At 30.4% G+C, this 15,653-nt stretch carries 10 protein-coding genes and 1 pseudogene; 10 read left to right on the top strand and 1 reads right to left on the bottom strand.

Features of this window, described 5'->3' with window-relative positions; all coding sequences use genetic code 11:
* Nucleotides 1-253: 253 nt before the first annotated feature.
* From V7Q02_RS14400 to V7Q02_RS14415, 4 genes and pseudogenes are all read left to right on the top strand, one after another.
* Nucleotides 254-790: pseudogene (locus V7Q02_RS14400) on the top strand (peroxiredoxin).
* Nucleotides 791-1,029: 239 nt separating this feature from the next.
* On the top strand, nucleotides 1,030-1,878 hold the full coding sequence (locus V7Q02_RS14405) for a DUF1186 domain-containing protein (protein ID WP_333861763.1): 849 nt from the start codon (nucleotides 1,030-1,032) through the stop codon (nucleotides 1,876-1,878).
* A 110-nt stretch (nucleotides 1,879-1,988) separates the two neighbouring features.
* Nucleotides 1,989-4,055 (top strand): helix-turn-helix domain-containing protein, encoded by a 2,067-nt coding sequence (locus V7Q02_RS14410; RefSeq protein ID WP_333861764.1) that lies wholly within the window; start codon nucleotides 1,989-1,991, stop codon nucleotides 4,053-4,055.
* Nucleotides 4,056-4,227: 172 nt separating this feature from the next.
* Nucleotides 4,228-5,604 (top strand): MATE family efflux transporter, encoded by a 1,377-nt coding sequence (locus V7Q02_RS14415; RefSeq protein ID WP_333861765.1) that lies wholly within the window; start codon nucleotides 4,228-4,230, stop codon nucleotides 5,602-5,604.
* Between the two features lie 98 nt (nucleotides 5,605-5,702).
* Here V7Q02_RS14415 and V7Q02_RS14420 read toward each other — a convergent pair whose 3' ends face one another.
* Nucleotides 5,703-8,003, bottom strand: a complete 2,301-nt coding sequence (locus tag V7Q02_RS14420) for a heavy metal translocating P-type ATPase (protein WP_333861766.1) — start codon at nucleotides 8,001-8,003, stop codon at nucleotides 5,703-5,705.
* Between the two features lie 381 nt (nucleotides 8,004-8,384).
* Between V7Q02_RS14420 and V7Q02_RS14425 the strand changes: the two genes are divergently transcribed.
* The 6 genes from V7Q02_RS14425 (at nucleotide 8,385) to V7Q02_RS14450 (ending at nucleotide 15,559) form a co-directional block, all read left to right on the top strand.
* The gene (locus V7Q02_RS14425) at nucleotides 8,385-9,812 is read left to right on the top strand and encodes a cell wall-binding repeat-containing protein (protein WP_333861767.1); all 1,428 of its coding nucleotides are present in this window, start codon (nucleotides 8,385-8,387) and stop codon (nucleotides 9,810-9,812) included.
* 111 nt (nucleotides 9,813-9,923) lie between these two features.
* A complete protein-coding gene (locus V7Q02_RS14430) occupies nucleotides 9,924-11,156 on the top strand; it encodes a sulfite exporter TauE/SafE family protein (RefSeq protein WP_333861768.1) in 1,233 nt (410 codons plus the stop codon).
* 56 nt (nucleotides 11,157-11,212) lie between these two features.
* Nucleotides 11,213-11,962: a hypothetical protein gene (locus tag V7Q02_RS14435; RefSeq protein WP_333861770.1), complete on the top strand. Its 750-nt coding sequence runs from the start codon at nucleotides 11,213-11,215 to the stop codon at nucleotides 11,960-11,962.
* Between the two features lie 157 nt (nucleotides 11,963-12,119).
* Entirely contained in the window at nucleotides 12,120-14,045 is a 1,926-nt protein-coding gene (locus V7Q02_RS14440; RefSeq protein WP_333861771.1) for a [Fe-Fe] hydrogenase large subunit C-terminal domain-containing protein, read from the top strand.
* A 168-nt stretch (nucleotides 14,046-14,213) separates the two neighbouring features.
* A complete protein-coding gene (locus tag V7Q02_RS14445) occupies nucleotides 14,214-14,600 on the top strand; it encodes a BlaI/MecI/CopY family transcriptional regulator (protein ID WP_333861772.1) in 387 nt (128 codons plus the stop codon).
* 29 nt (nucleotides 14,601-14,629) lie between these two features.
* On the top strand, nucleotides 14,630-15,559 hold the full coding sequence (locus V7Q02_RS14450; RefSeq protein WP_333861773.1) for a M56 family metallopeptidase: 930 nt from the start codon (nucleotides 14,630-14,632) through the stop codon (nucleotides 15,557-15,559).
* Nucleotides 15,560-15,653 lie beyond the last annotated feature (94 nt).

Consider the following 15,653-nt stretch of genomic DNA (forward strand, 5'->3'; position numbering starts at 1 on the left):
ACTTTCTTGTCATCATCAATTCATTTTTATCAGTTAGTTTCGCAATTACCTAATTGTTAACTTTAAATTATAAAAATAGTGACAATATAATTATAATAATTGAACAGCGAATTGTCAACGAATAATATGAATGGGTTTACAATGTGTAAAAATATTTTATTTTAGTTTTGACAAAATTTAAAAATAATAGTATTATATATTTGTAGATAATGATTGTCATTATCATTTGATAAGTATTGAGGAGGTATTAATTATGGAAAGACTAGTGGGTAAAAGTGCACCAGATTTTAAATTGAATGCAGTTACTGGTGATTGAGAAAATTTCAGGGAAATTAAACTTAAAGATTATGAAAATAAGTGGTTGGTTATGTTTTTCTATCCATTGGATTTTACATTTATATGTCCTACTGAAATTACAGGATTCAGTAAAAGATATGAAGATTTCAAGAAAATTGATGCAGATGTTTTGGCTGTAAGCTGTGATAGTGAATATTCTCATCAGGCATGGATACAAAAAAATCCTGTTGAGGGTGGACTTGGTAAAATTAATTTTCCTATAGCTTCTGATAAAATATATACCACAGCTAAAAATTATGGCGTATTTATAGAAGAAGAAGGGGTTTCCCTTAGAGGACTTTTTATAATAGATCCCAAGGGAACCATTAGATATTCCGTGGTACATGATTTAAATGTGGGAAGAAGTGTAGATGAAACGCTTCGTGTACTTAAGGCACTTCAAACAGGCGGAATGTGCGCCATAGATTGGCATGAAGGAGATTCAAATCTTTAAAGAGTGAAAATAGAGGCTGCTAAAAAACAAGTTTTATTTTTTAGCAGCCTTTTATTTTAAAATTTTAATCAGGAAATAATCCATAAGACAGTAATCTTTATACTGTTTTATTATTTATCTATGACAAGGCATAATCAGTAGTATATAATATAAATAAAGGTTTCCCCAATATATATAAGAGGGATGTATTTAGTGACAATTTTAAAGGTGAATGTTGTAGAGGGGGAGAGTATGCTTTTATGAATGAATTGTTAGAACAAATTAAATATACCAATGGCAAATTTCCAGAGAAACAGATAAAGCAAATAATAAGTAGAAAGGAAGAGTTTATCCCTGAATTGATTGAAATATTAAAATCTGCAAAGAATAATTATAATGAAATTTTGGGAAAGCCCGATTATTTTTTGCATATATATGCAGCGTACTTATTGGCACAGTTTAATGAAGAACAGAGTTTTTCTGTGATCATCGATTTAATCAGTTTACCAGATAAAATTGTATTTGAGATATTTGGTGATGTGATCACAGAAGATTTACATAGAATTTTGGCATCTGTTTGCAAAGGAGATGTTCAGCCAGTAAAAGAATTATTGGAAAATGAGAATATCAATGAATATATAAGAGTTGCTGCTATTAAAACATTCCCCGTATTATGGGTGGAAGGGGTAACATCAAAGAATGAAATAATTGAATATTACAGAAGTTTATTTAAGGGAAAATTGAAAAGGGAACCTTCTGTTGTTTGGGGAAGTCTTGTAAGTAACTGTTGTGAAATATGTCCAGATGAATTATATGAGGAAATCAAGGAAGCTTACAGTGATAATCTAATAGAGACTTTCTACATATCCTTAGAAGATGTAGAAAAAAATTTTAATATTGAAGATAATGAAAGAATTTTAAATTTAAAAGGAAGAGGATATGAATTTATAAGGGATACCATTAAGGATCTGGAGTATTGGCCCTGTTTTCACCAAAATATTAAATCTAAACCACAGCGTAAAATCTATATCCAAAAGAAAATTGCAGATAAAAAGAAGAAAAAAAGAAAACAGATAAAAGCTTCTAGAAAAAGTCAGAGAAGAAAATAAAATATTTGACTAATGGGTATATTCCAAAAAGGTGTATGCCCTTATTTTATCCTAACGCTAGAATTAGCTAACACTCCAATCACTTAATTAATATTGGAAGGAGGTTTTTTATGAGGAGAGAGTATGTAAGTTATCCAAAAGAAGTACCTGTTTCAATTTCCTGTGCCAGAGTAATTGAATATCCTATACATTGGCATAATTCTATAGAAATACTCTATGTACTTAAAGGCAAATTTTATGTAACCATAGATTCAGATAGGTATGAACTAATAGAGAAAGACATAGAAATAATAAATATAGATGAAGCCCACAGTATCTACAGCAGCCACAAAGACAATGAAATGCTCATATTTCACATAGATCCTAATTTTTTTGAGAAATACTATACTGATATTCAAAATATGTTTTTCTACACTAACATTACTGATGATAATGCGCAGGAAGGAGAAGAATATGACGAACTTAGAATATTACTTTCCAGGATAGTTTGTGAAATTATACAGAAACAGGATAATTATGATGAAATAGTTAAAGATATATTGGTAAAAATTCTTTATCATCTTATAAATAATTTTCATTATCTGACAAATGAAATGGAGGATTTAAGAGAGAATGAAGAATTACTTGAAAGGTATCATAGAATTACTAAATATATATTCAACAATTATAATGACAATATAACACTTCAGGATATAGCTAAAAAAGAATTTTTAAGTACCCATTATCTGTCCCATGGAATTAAGGATAGCACAGGATATAGTTTTACAGATTTACTTAATTTGACTAGAGTTGATGAAGCTTTAAAAATTCTTTTGGATACGGATAAGAATATATCTGAAATATCAGAGGAAGTGGGATTTTCACATACAAGGTATTTTAATAAGCATTTTAAAATCCGATTTAAATGTACCCCTTCTCAATATAGAAAAAAATTCAAGATAGATGAAGAAACTTTTAAGAAACAAAAAAATATAGTTTTTCAAGAACTTTCAAATAGCCTTCAATTTATAAATTATTACCTTGAGGACTATGATAGATTTAATTATGAAGAAAAAATAACAAAACTATATTTAAATATGTCACAGGATAAAGGAAGTTTTTATAAGGATTTTAAAGAGATAATCAATGTGGGAGATGCCTTTGATCTTCTAATCGAAGATAATAAACGTATGCTTCGGGTACTTCAGGATGAAATAGGATTCAGGTATGCCAGGGTTTTAAATGTATTTAGTGAGGACATGGGAATATTTAAAGGAGCAGATTTTTACAACTGGAACAGAGCGGTGGATGTGTTTGAATTTTTGGATAATATAGGAATAGGAGCCCTTGTAGTACTTGATAATGCAGCCTTTGAACAGGAAGAATTCAAAAGAATATTGAGATCTTTTTTTAATTATTTCAGTGAACTTGACACCATAGATTTTTTTTCTTTTAAATTCCAATTTGTATGTGAAATGGATGAAAATTGTGTAAAAGAAATAACAGAGTTTTTAATTGAAAACTATGACTTTGAAATTTTTAAAAGTAGATTTTTCTATGAGAATAGTGTAAATTTTATCTACGATACTGCCTATATGCTCCCTTTTACAATTAACAGTATGATAAATAAAAAAAATAATATGGATATTTTAAGAGCCTTTGATGTTCTTGATAAACAAGTAAATATTACAAATGAAGTATTCTTTGGATATCCAGGCCTAATCAATGATAAAGGCATAAAGAAGCCTTCCTATTATGCATATTTTTTAATGAATAAAATGGGAGACATTTTAGTTGACAGAGATAAGGGATTTATAGTTACCAAAAGTTACAGAGAATATCAGATTTTACTGTACAGCTATCATGAAAATATAGAAGACATTTATCTTTCTGAAAATTTTTCCAAGTTTAGAGGAAGCAGAGATATTACTGAAAAGAAATTTTCATTAAACATTATAGGTATACCTTCTGCGGTGAGGATAATAACCTACAATATAAATGAAAAGGTGGGATCTTCTTATAATTACTGGGTGGATATGGGCAAACCCAGAAGATTGAGTAAAGAGGAAAAGGAAATACTTTATAAATCTTCTTTTCCTGAAATAAGTTTTAAAAGCATTAAAAAGAGTACTGTATTTAACATACAAGCTAAGATTCAAGGGTATGGTGCAGTGCTTGTGGTAATAAAACAGGTATGAACAGATAAAAAACTTGGCTTTTTCTGCTTTTATCATAAAGAATATATTTTATCTACAGAGCATATTAGTACGTTTATGACAGCAGTTTAGTTGATGAAACTCACCGGGTTAAAATATTATAATTTAACCAGAAGACCGAATTAGTTCGGATTTCAGAAATTGAGGTGGTTTTATGGGAGCAGATGATAAAAGCTTCTTGAATGATAAAGTGAGTAAATTACTTTTTAAGTTTGCTGTTCCTACGATTTTTTCCCTACTTGTAGGTGAACTTTATAACATAGTGGCCGTAGTATTTGCAGGAAGGTATATAGGTACAGATGCCATAGGTGCACTTACCGTAGAGTTTCCCATACAGAGATTTTTTATTGCCCTTGGTCTTTTAATAGCAGTTGGAACTTCAACCTATGCCGCCAGGGTAATAGGAAAAAAAGATATATTTCAGTTAAAGAAAATAATAGTAAATTCTTTCATTTTGACTGTGGCTTTTTTAATTCTAATCTCTTTAGTAGTGTTTATTTTTAAAAGTCCTATCCTTTATGCCCTTGGTGCCAGCAGTAATACTTATCCACTGGCAAATAAGTATGTATCTATAGTGTTGATTGGAAGTGTTTTTCAGGCACTGTCTGCTTTGATTTCTTATTTGATGATTTCATTTAACCAAACTAGAGTTATGTTATATACTAATTTAATAGGAGTTTTATTTAATATTTTAAATAGTTATATATTTATTACAAACATGAACATGGGAATAGAGGGGAGTGCTATTGCGGCAGTTATAGCACAGATTTTATCTTTTATATTCGCTCTATTTAAATTTATTAATATAAGCAGGACACTTCATATTCAGTTTTCCACTCAATGTATCTTAGAATATTTAGATATAGATATTTTAAATAAAATAATTGTCTTTGGATTTTCCACTTTTATAGTGGAAATTTCAGATGCATTGGTGACTGGAGTGCTAAATAATATGCTTTATGGTACTGGTGGAGATTCTGCCATAATTATTGTGGGAGTAATTGAAAAAGTATCTATGTTTATATATAGTGCAATTATAGGTATAAGCTCTGGAATGCAGCCTATAGTGGGATATAACTTTGGAGCTGGGAAATATGATAGGGTTAAAGAGATTTTAAAGGATTCTATTAAAGTGGTTATTGTATTTTCTACAGTGTTCTGGGCAATTTTTATGTGTTTTTCCTATGAAATAATAGGATTTTTCCTGAAAGACAAGGCACTACTTTATGAAACCGTCAGTGCTTTTAAAGTAAGTATTTCAATACTCCCTTTACTTGGAATATACTATGTTACCATGTATTATTATCAAGCAACGGGAGAAGCGAAAAAAAGCCTTCTACTATCTGTATATAGAGAAATTATAGTATTTATCCCTCTTGCCGTACTACTTGTAAAACTTTTTGGCATGAAAGGTGCCATTATTGCATACCCAATAACTGATGTGGTGGTAATATTAACTTCAATTTATTTTGTGAAAAAAGCTTTTGAAGAAGAATTTGAAATAGAAAGCACCAGTATTGGAGTAAGTTAAAAGTATAGTATCTTTTATTTAAAATTAAATTATCACACACTTTTGTAATCTGATAAATTGTTGGAAAGTGTTTGATTTGTATTTGGGATAGAATTTAATTAAAATTTAAATTTTTTAAGACTTAGTGAATTTAATAAAACACATATGGAGCTAAATGACATGGCTGAAGCACCTACTACGGGATTTAAATGTCCTGTTACTGCAACTGGTATGGCAATTATATTATAAATAAAAGCCCAAAATAAATTTTGTTTTATTTTTCTCATAGTTATCTTTGAAAGATCTATTGCCTTCGATAAGGCTTTTAAATCTTCTTTTAAAAGTACTATATCACCACTTTCAATAGCAGCGTCAGTACCTGACCCTAGGGCAAATCCTATATCTGCTGTAGCAAGAGCAGGGGAATCGTTTATACCATCGCCCACCATGGCTACCACTTTTCCTTTTCCTTTTAATTTCAAAATTTCCTGAGCTTTTTTTTCTGGCTGTATATCTGCTATCACATTTTTTATACCAAGCTTATTTGCAACCGATAGGGCCGTATTTTTATTATCTCCTGTGATCATGTAAACTTCTATATTTTTTTTGTTAAGAGATTTAATGGCATCTGTTGAATTGTCTTTTATTTTATCTTGCATGGCAATAACTCCAGCTAAAATATTGTTAACCGCCATTAGCACAGATGTCTTTCCCTGTTTTTGGAGCTTATTCAAGGTATCTTTAAGTTCCAATAAGTCCACTGAATTTTCCGTTAAAAAGATTTCATTTCCTATAAGAATCCTTTTGCTATCCACAAGTGCAGTTACACCTTTACCTGGAAAATACTTAAAATAATTCAGAGTACTTAGCTCATCTTCATAATTATATTTTCCATATTTGTATATAGCTTCTCCAAGAGGATGTTCAGAAGGTCTTTCAACTGATGCAGCTAAAATAATCAAATCTTTTTCTTTGATAATATTTAAAGATGAAATTTGTTTTTTATTAAATAAAATAATATCGGTAATATGAAGTTTTCCTGTAGTTAAAGTTCCTGTTTTATCGAATACTACAGTATTTATTTTACAGCATTGTTCTAGCTTTTCACCATTTTTAATTAATATTCCATTCTCTGCTCCTTTTCCTATTCCTACCATTAATGCAGCAGGAGTAGCAAGACCCAGCGCACATGGGCAAGATACTACTAAAACTGAAACAGCATGAATTATAGCAGTGTCTATAATAATTATCTGATGATTGAAAATTACAAAATACCATATAACAAATGTAAGGGCTGATATAGTGAGCACAGCAGGTATAAATAATCCTGATACCCTATCTGCAATTTTTTCAATAGGAGCCTTGCTTTCTTGGGCTTCCTCAACTAACTTTATTATGTTTGAGAATACAGTATCATTACCAACTTTAGTAGCCTTAAAAGTAAAAGTACCATTTTTGTTTATAGAAGCACCTGTTACCAGATCATCTTTTTTCTTTTCAACAGGTATGATTTCTCCTGTAAGCATTGATTCATCAACAAAAGAGTAACCTGTAAGTACAATGCCATCTACAGGTATTTTTTCACCTGGTTTTACCATTAGAATGTCATCTATGGATACTTTTTCAATAGGAACTGTATGTTCGATATTGTTTTTTAGTATTCTGGCTGTTTTGGGCTGGAGCTTGTTCAGGGCTTTTATTGAAGTAACTGTTCTGCTTTTTGCAATGGATTCCAGATATCTTCCAAGAAGTACAAGGGCAATTATGGTAACAGAGGATTCAAAATATAAATTTACCATTCCTAGCGTATATGTTATGGTTTCAAAAAGTGCAATGTATAAGCTGTAAAAATATGCAGCTGTAGTTCCTATAACAACCAATAAATCCATGGTAAGGGCTTTGGCCTTTAATGCATAAAAGGAACTCTTATAAAATCTAAAACCTATTATGAATTGGACTATAGTTGCCAGTGTAAGCTGAAGTTTCCAATTATGGAGTTGTGAAGACTTTAATCTTAAAATTTCAATAATGTTTCCCCATTTATTAGCTGAGTTAGGGTCAAAAGTATTGTGGCAGAAACCTGTAGTACCAAGCATCATGCCTAGTATCAGTGGGGTACTCAAAATAGCGGATATTATAAATAAATTTCTAAGCTTGTTTTTCTCAATTTCCTGCTTTGTAAGACCTTTATATTTGGTCTTTTCATTTTCCTCTTCTATAGAAAAACCCAATAATTCTATTTTTTGCTTTATATATTGTAAGCTTGTCTTATCACTATCATATTGGAACTTTGCTTTTTCAGCAGCATAGCTTACATTTATTTTATCTATGCCTTCAATTTTGGAAATAGCACATTCTATTGTAATGGAACATAGTGTACAAGTCATGCCATAAACTTTTAATGAGACATTTTTAATCATCCTACCACATCCTTATAATTTAAGATAAAATTAAAGACCAACAATCTATAGCTATAGACTATTGGTCTCCAGATTTCTGGTCAACAAAATATAATTTCTTGTATTCTAGCATGATGGTAAGCTTCTGTCAACGATTTGAAATAGTTTAAGGATATTGGGAAACATTAACAAAACATTAATATTCAGTTAATTAAACGTTAATAATTTCTATATGTAATCTATATATTTTATTCATTGACAATTTATGAAAACTATATTAACATATTCAATAACAATTATATAATTTTGTAGCTAACTAGAAAGCTAGAGGCTGAAACCTTTCTTTAAATATAAAAAGAAGGTTTTGGCCTCTTTTATTTTAAAATTAAGGGGGAATAAATTATGAGAAGCAAAAAATTAGTGTCCTTAGTACTTTTGGCAGGTTTAACGGCTTCAGTTTTAGGAAATTCTATAAATTTAACAGTTAAAGCAGAGGAAAATGTGATAACCAGAATAGGTGGACAGGATAGATATGGTACAGCGGCTAAAGGTGCGCTGTCAAATTGGAGTAATACAGATAATGTGGTACTGGTATCAGGTGAAGGGTATGCAGATGCAATAAGTGCTTCTGTGCTGGCTAAGAAGTTAGATGCACCTATTCTCCTAACAAATTCAAAGAGTTTGAATCCGTATACACAATCTGCATTTTCTACATTGAAACCCAAAAATGTATATATTATAGGAGGGGATGGAGTAATTTCTAAGGAAATTAGGGATATATTGAAGAAATCTTATAATGTCACTGAATTAAGAGGAGATGACAGATATACTACAAATGCAGCCGTAGCTGACGAACTTGTGAAACAGGGAGAAGATGCTTCTGATGTCATATTAGTTGGAGGAGAAGGATTCTCAGATGCATTGACTGTAGCATCTATTGCAGCTTCACAGGGTAAAATATTATTGCTTGGTACCAATGATCTAAATAGCATGAAGTCAGTTACAGATTTTGTAAATTCTCATAAATCGGATTCCACTGTAGTTGGTACAACTTCTGTTATAAATGACAGTACATATAAGGCTGTTAATGGAGTGGAGAGAATAGATGGAGGAAATAATAGATTTGATACAAATCTGAAAGTACTTGATTCATTTAAAAGTGATATAAAAATTAATAAAGTTTATGTGGCAAGTGCCAGTGGAGATGGCTATGCAGATGCCCTTATAGCATCGGGCTTAGCAGGGAAAGATAATTCTCCTCTTGTGTTAGTAGATGAAGAAAATTCTACAGCAACAGTAAATGCATTAAATTATCTAAAGGCCAATTTAACTTCCTCATCAAAAGTAGAAATTTTAGGAGGGACAGGAGCAGTCTCGGAAGCTATTGAAAATAAAATAAATACATTAAATGATTCAGAAGAACAAGTACAGATATTTACAGGATACATTACTACAGAAGATGATTTTGCAGCTGGCCTTAAAGAGGATAGTGCACATATGATACATATGAAAATGATGGCATTATCCGGCCTTGGAATAACTTTTCAAGAAAATGGTGAATGGTTTTTTTATTATTTTGACGGAAATATCTCTACAGATAATACAGGTGGAGAAGGAGGTACGTGGATATTTAACGGTACAGGGTCACAGCTGGATGCATGGAATATAGTTGAAGAACAGATTAAAGGTAATGATGGTGCGGATAAAATGAGTCCCGTACCTGTTACTGTAAAGGGAGTATTAAAGGGAAATACTCAAACAAATCCTAGTTCTGATGCAGATGGTAAAAACTTTCCTGTAATAACTGTAGAATCTATAAATACACATTAAATTTAAATTTTTGTACATTAAATATTTAATAGTTATTTTATTTTGTTTTTATTTTCTTGTAAATGATGTGAAATGAATAATTTGGAAAAGTAAAATATAGGGGGGATGAATTTGAAGAAAAATACATTGAAATATATAAATAGTGATAATAATAGTTTTCATAATAAGAAAAATAAAAATAAATTTATTATATTATTGATATTTGTAGTAATAGCTATATGTATCGTAATTCTAAAAAATATTTTTAATGTACAAATATTAAAATTATTTAAAAATCTATTCATGCTTGAATATCTACCTAAATTAGGTGATCATACCAGTAATGTGATTATATTTGTATTTGGTGTATTAGCTTCCTTTCACTGTATAGGCATGTGTGGTGGTATAACAATATCCCAGACCATCAGTAAAAATCAAGTTAAAACTAAAAGGTTAAATGAGAGAGCATATATGGAGTTTAAACCTTCCTTATTTTACAATATTGGAAGAATCATATCCTATACTCTTATTGGCGGCATCATAGGTGGACTGGGAAGCATAATTGGTTTTACAGGTGCACTTAGAGGTATTGTGCCAATTATAGGAGGAATATTCATGATTATTATGGCAATAAATTTACTTGGGATTTTTCCTTTTTTAAGGAAAATAAATATTAGAATGCCAGCCTTTTTTGCCAGAAAAATTTATAAAAATGATTACAATCCTATTATAGTCGGATTATTTACGGGATTAATGCCCTGTGGACCTCTTCAAATAGTACAATTATATGCACTTGGAACAAGAAGTGCAATATTAGGTGCCTCATCCATGTTCTTTTTTTCCATTGGTACAGTTCCTCTGGTATTTATATTTGGTGTGGCAAATACACTTATAAGTCAAAGTTTTTCAAAAATTATATTAAAGGTCAGTGCTGTATTAGTACTTGTACTTGGAATAGTCATGGTTGGAAGAGGAGTATCATTATACGGTATATCTATACCTTCAGTAGATCAGGTTACTATATCCAGTGAAGGATTTTCAAAGATTAAAGGTAAAAGTCAAATTGTAAAAACAGAATTAGGTAGTGATACTTTTCCTCCTATTGGAGTGATAAAAGGTATACCGGTTAAATGGAATTTACATGTTGATGAGAAAAATCTTAATGAGTGTAATAAATCCATACAGATTCCTGGATATAAGATTAAGAAAGATTTAGCTGTAGGAGACAACATAATCGAATTTACTCCTGACAAAGAAGGACAATTTATATATACTTGCTGGATGGGAATGATGAAGAGCAAAATAATAGTAGTGGATAATTTTAATAAATTAAAGCAGGATCAAATTACTAGGTCTAAAAAATAATTATTGAATTATAGAAAAGAGGTGAAGACTGCTATAATTTTATAGTGGAAATATTAATGAAAATTAAAAAAACAACTATTATAAGTATATTTGTAGTTATCTGTATATGCGTATTAGGAATTATGTGGAATATAAAGAGTAAATCATTGAAATCATCTTATGTTATTAAGACTACTAATTCAGATACCAGTAATAAATCTAAAGATACTGTATCAAAAAATGGAGAAAATGCTGAGCAAGTTAAAACTGAATCTTCGGATAAAGTAGATGATGAAACTCAATCAGAAGTTTCAGCAAATTCCAGTACATCAGCATCAATATCGAAATCCGCAGCAATATTAAAAGCTGAGTTAGAATCACAACAATCTAAATCAGAATCAGAAAATGCGTCTAAGCCACAGCTACAGACATTTACAGGGTATATTACTACAGAAGATGATTTTGCAGTGGGACTTAAAGAAGATACTGCAGCTATGATATATATGAAAATGATGGCATTATCCGGCCTTGGAATAACTTTTCAAGAAAATGGTGAATGGATTTTCTATTATTTTGATGGGAATATCTCTACAGATAATAAGGATGGAGAGGGGGAGACATGGATATTTAATGGTACAGGATCCCAGTTAAATGCATGGAATATAGTTGAAGAACAGATTAAAAGCAACAATGGCTCGAATAAAATGAGCCCTGTACCTGTTACTGTAACTGGAATACTAGACGGGAGTTTGCAGACTAATCCAGGATTTGATGCAGATGGTAAAAAGTTCTCTGTAATAAAAGTGCAGTCTATAATTAAAAATTAATATATTGAACGGAGTTTTAACCATTATTAAATAAAGATATAGGTACTAAATCTGTACTTTTGGGTAATTTGCTAAATTAGTGAAAAGTGTGATAAACTTTAGTTGTAAAGCTATACATAAGTTATAATTTGATGTGGAGGGTAGGGGTAGTGTTAAGATGTATGAGTATGATAAATTAATTTATTTAAAGGAAGAGGAATGTGTTGGGTGCAATAAATGTATAGTTAATTGCCCTGTGATAGGTGCTAATATCGCATATGTAGTAGAGGGAAAAAATAAAGTAAAAATAAATGAAGAAAAATGTATACATTGTGGTGAGTGTATAAAAGTGTGTGACCATTTGGCAAGGGATTTTAATGATGATACTGAAGATTTTTTTAGGGACCTGTCATCAGGTAAAAAAATATCTTTAATAGCGGCACCTTCAATTAGAATCAATATAGAGAATTATAAAAAATTGTTTGGATATTTTAAATCTATAGGTGTGAATTTTATATATGATGTTTCTCTTGGGGCGGACATAACCGTTTGGGCATATTTAAAAGCCATAAAGGAAAACAAAGTGTCTTCTATTGTTGCTCAGCCCTGTTCACCTATAGTTAATTACATAGAAAAATATAATTCTGGTATTATAGATTATTTAGCACCAATTCAGAGCCCAATGATATGTACTGCTATTTACATGAAAAAATACAAGAATATTAATCATGATATTGCCTTCATATCACCTTGTATTGGAAAATCAGATGAAATTCACCATGAAAATACCTATGGATATGTAAATTATAATGTAACTTTTAAAAAACTTTTGGAATATTTAAATGAAAAGCACATAGATATAAATTCCCATAAAGAATATGATTTTGATAATATGGAATGTGAACTTGGATTCTTATTTAGCAGACCTGGAGGATTAAGAGAAAATATACAGGCCAGAGTTCAAAATGCATGGATTCGCCAAATTGAAGGTGAACGTTTTGCTTATACTTATTTAAATGAGTATGGAGAACGTATTGAAGAAGGAAAACCAGTTCCTTTGATTGTAGATATTTTAAATTGCTCCAATGGATGCAATTTTGGGAGTGCAGTGCCAGGCGAAAGCAAATTATCCATTGATGATTGTGATAATTTGCTTGACAACTTGAAAAAAATTAAACTTAAAAAAAATAATAAATTGTTTATAAAAAGAAATAAAGATGATCTTTTTAGTATATTCGATAAAATCCTGAAGCTGGAGGATTTTATAAGAGTGTATAATAAAAATCAAATTATATCCGACATAGAGGAACCAACGGAGGGGCAATATAATGAAGTATTTAAACGTTTAAATAAGAACACTGAAATACAGAAAAATATAAACTGTTCTTCTTGTGGTTATGGTACTTGCAGAGATATGGCAAGGGCAATACACAATGAATTAAATGTTTATTATAATTGTATTGATTATAATAAACAGGAAGTTAATAATGAACAACAGCTTTTAAATATTAAAAATGAAGAAATGAAAGATTTGGAAGAATTAAATAAATTATCTGAAGAGAAAATTAAAGATGCTGAGGAATTGAGAAAGAGAGTTTCAGAGATAATACTTTCAGTTAAGGAAGTTACAAAGGGTAATGGAGAAAGTGCAGAGGCTATTTTCTCCATATCTAATGACATAGAAGAGGTATTAAAAATAACTAATGGTCTTAAGAATAGTATTGAGGAAATGAGGAATAAATTAGATAAATTTTCTAAAGCTTCAGAGCAACTTGTAGATATTGCAGATCAGACAAATCTTTTGGCCTTAAATGCTGCCATTGAAGCCTCAAGATCCGGAGAAATGGGAAGGGGATTTTCTGTAGTTGCAGATGAAGTGAAAAAATTATCCTATGAATCAAAAGATGTAGCTTCCTCCACACAAAACGATCAAACTGTAATGGTTGAACTTATAAAGGAAATATATAAGGTATCAAAAATTTTAAATACAAAAATGGAAAGTGTTAATAATTCTATAAATGATATTTCTTCTGTTACTGAAGAAATATCTGCAAACAGTGAAGAAATCAGTGCAGCAGCCTCCAGTCTTTTAGAAATAGAATAATATTTAAACCCTATATGGAATTTAACCTTATAGGGTTTTTGTGATGGAATATATATGGAAATTAAGTGATCCTGCCGGAATAAAATTCTAATGATATAGTTGACAAAAGTGGACTACAAGTGTAGTATAACATTAAAGACTACACTTGTAGTATGAAAGGAGGAGAATATGTTGAGAAAAACGCCAAAAATATCCGATTCTGAATGGGAGATAATGAAAGTATTATGGAGAAAATCACCTCTTACTTCTAGTGAAATAATTGAAATTTTAAAAGAGTATACTTCCTGGAACCCTAAAACCATTCACACTCTTATTAGCAGACTGGTAAAAAAGGAGGCTGTTAAAGTAGACAAAAATGAACCTTTTTATTTGTATTATCCTAAGGTATCTCAGGAGGAATGCAGAAAAACAGAGACAAAATCCTTTATAAAAAAAGTTTATGGTGGTTCAATTCATCTGCTAATCTCTAATTTTGTGAAAAATGAGAAACTATCACAGGAAGAAATAGATGAATTAAGGAAGATATTAGATGAAAAACAGAATAGAAGGGGGTGAAGTACATGACTCTTTCTTCTATATTTAAAATGATCCTATTATCATCTGTTACAGGAAGTATAATTGCAATTGTAATTATACTAATAAAAGGAGTATTTAAAAACAGGCTCAATGCACTTTGGCAATATTATATATGGTTTTTGCTTATTACAAGACTTATTATACCTGCAGGTATTGAAACTCCCTTAAGTAAATTTAATAAAATAGAATTTACCAATGATAAAGTTCAGATGAATTCAAATTTATATAAAAGTGCCAGTGATTTAAAAAGTGTTGGTAAAGTGGACTTGGGAAGTAATGATAAAGTCTTACAGTTAAAGTCAAATGAAGAGAACTCCTTAAAACAAAGGATAGCTGAAGACTTTAATTATTATTTCAATATAGCTAGTATAGTTTGGATGTCAGGTGCTGTTCTCATTTTTCTTATTGCATTATTTATAAATTGCATATTTATATTTAAAGTGAATAAACAGCCCCTTTGCTGGGATGAAGGTACAACTAACATATTGAAAAAGTGTAAATCCATCATGAACATTTCAAGAGATATACCAGTAATTTGTGATAGGTATATAAAGGTACCTTCTCTCTTTGGAAATGTAAAACCTAAAATTTTAATTAGTACAGATTTAATACTTAGGCTTTCTGATGAGCAAAAAAAGTATATCTTTTTGCATGAACTTTCCCATTTTAAAAGAAAAGATATTTTTGTAAGCTGGATAATGTTGTTTTGCGGCATACTGAACTGGTTTAATCCTGTAATATGGTTTTCTTTAAGGAGAATGTGGGAGGATTGCGAACTGGCCTGTGATGCTCATGTACTGTCCTATTTAAAAGAAGAGGAGCAAAGGCAATATGGAAGTACTATCATTAATCTGGCAGAGATCCTGTCAAATATTATGTATGTTCCTGGAACTGCAGGAATGGTAGGTAATAGTTCAAATATGAATCTGTTAAGTTGATATGAAAATAAATATTCAAAAAAACTTATAAAAATCAAATAAAAAAAGCGCAAAGAATCCCTATGGAAATATGATAATTTTTTAAAAAAGTAGC

The organism is Clostridium sp. (assembly GCF_036781005.1).
GTDB lineage: Bacteria > Bacillota > Clostridia > Clostridiales > Clostridiaceae > Clostridium_B.

What these genes read in the sequence shown, in the direction of transcription:
- V7Q02_RS14405 (WP_333861763.1), top strand. Translation starts at nt 1,030, where the DNA reads ATGAATGAATTGTTAGAACAAATTAAATATACCAATGGCAAATTTCCA.
- V7Q02_RS14410 (WP_333861764.1), top strand. Translation starts at nt 1,989, where the DNA reads ATGAGGAGAGAGTATGTAAGTTATCCAAAAGAAGTACCTGTTTCAATT.
- V7Q02_RS14415 (WP_333861765.1), top strand. Translation starts at nt 4,228, where the DNA reads ATGGGAGCAGATGATAAAAGCTTCTTGAATGATAAAGTGAGTAAATTA.
- V7Q02_RS14420 (WP_333861766.1), bottom strand. Translation starts at nt 8,003, where the DNA reads ATGATTAAAAATGTCTCATTAAAAGTTTATGGCATGACTTGTACACTA.
- V7Q02_RS14425 (WP_333861767.1), top strand. Translation starts at nt 8,385, where the DNA reads ATGAGAAGCAAAAAATTAGTGTCCTTAGTACTTTTGGCAGGTTTAACG.
- V7Q02_RS14435 (WP_333861770.1), top strand. Translation starts at nt 11,213, where the DNA reads ATGAAAATTAAAAAAACAACTATTATAAGTATATTTGTAGTTATCTGT.
- V7Q02_RS14440 (WP_333861771.1), top strand. Translation starts at nt 12,120, where the DNA reads ATGTATGAGTATGATAAATTAATTTATTTAAAGGAAGAGGAATGTGTT.
- V7Q02_RS14445 (WP_333861772.1), top strand. Translation starts at nt 14,214, where the DNA reads ATGTTGAGAAAAACGCCAAAAATATCCGATTCTGAATGGGAGATAATG.
- V7Q02_RS14450 (WP_333861773.1), top strand. Translation starts at nt 14,630, where the DNA reads ATGATCCTATTATCATCTGTTACAGGAAGTATAATTGCAATTGTAATT.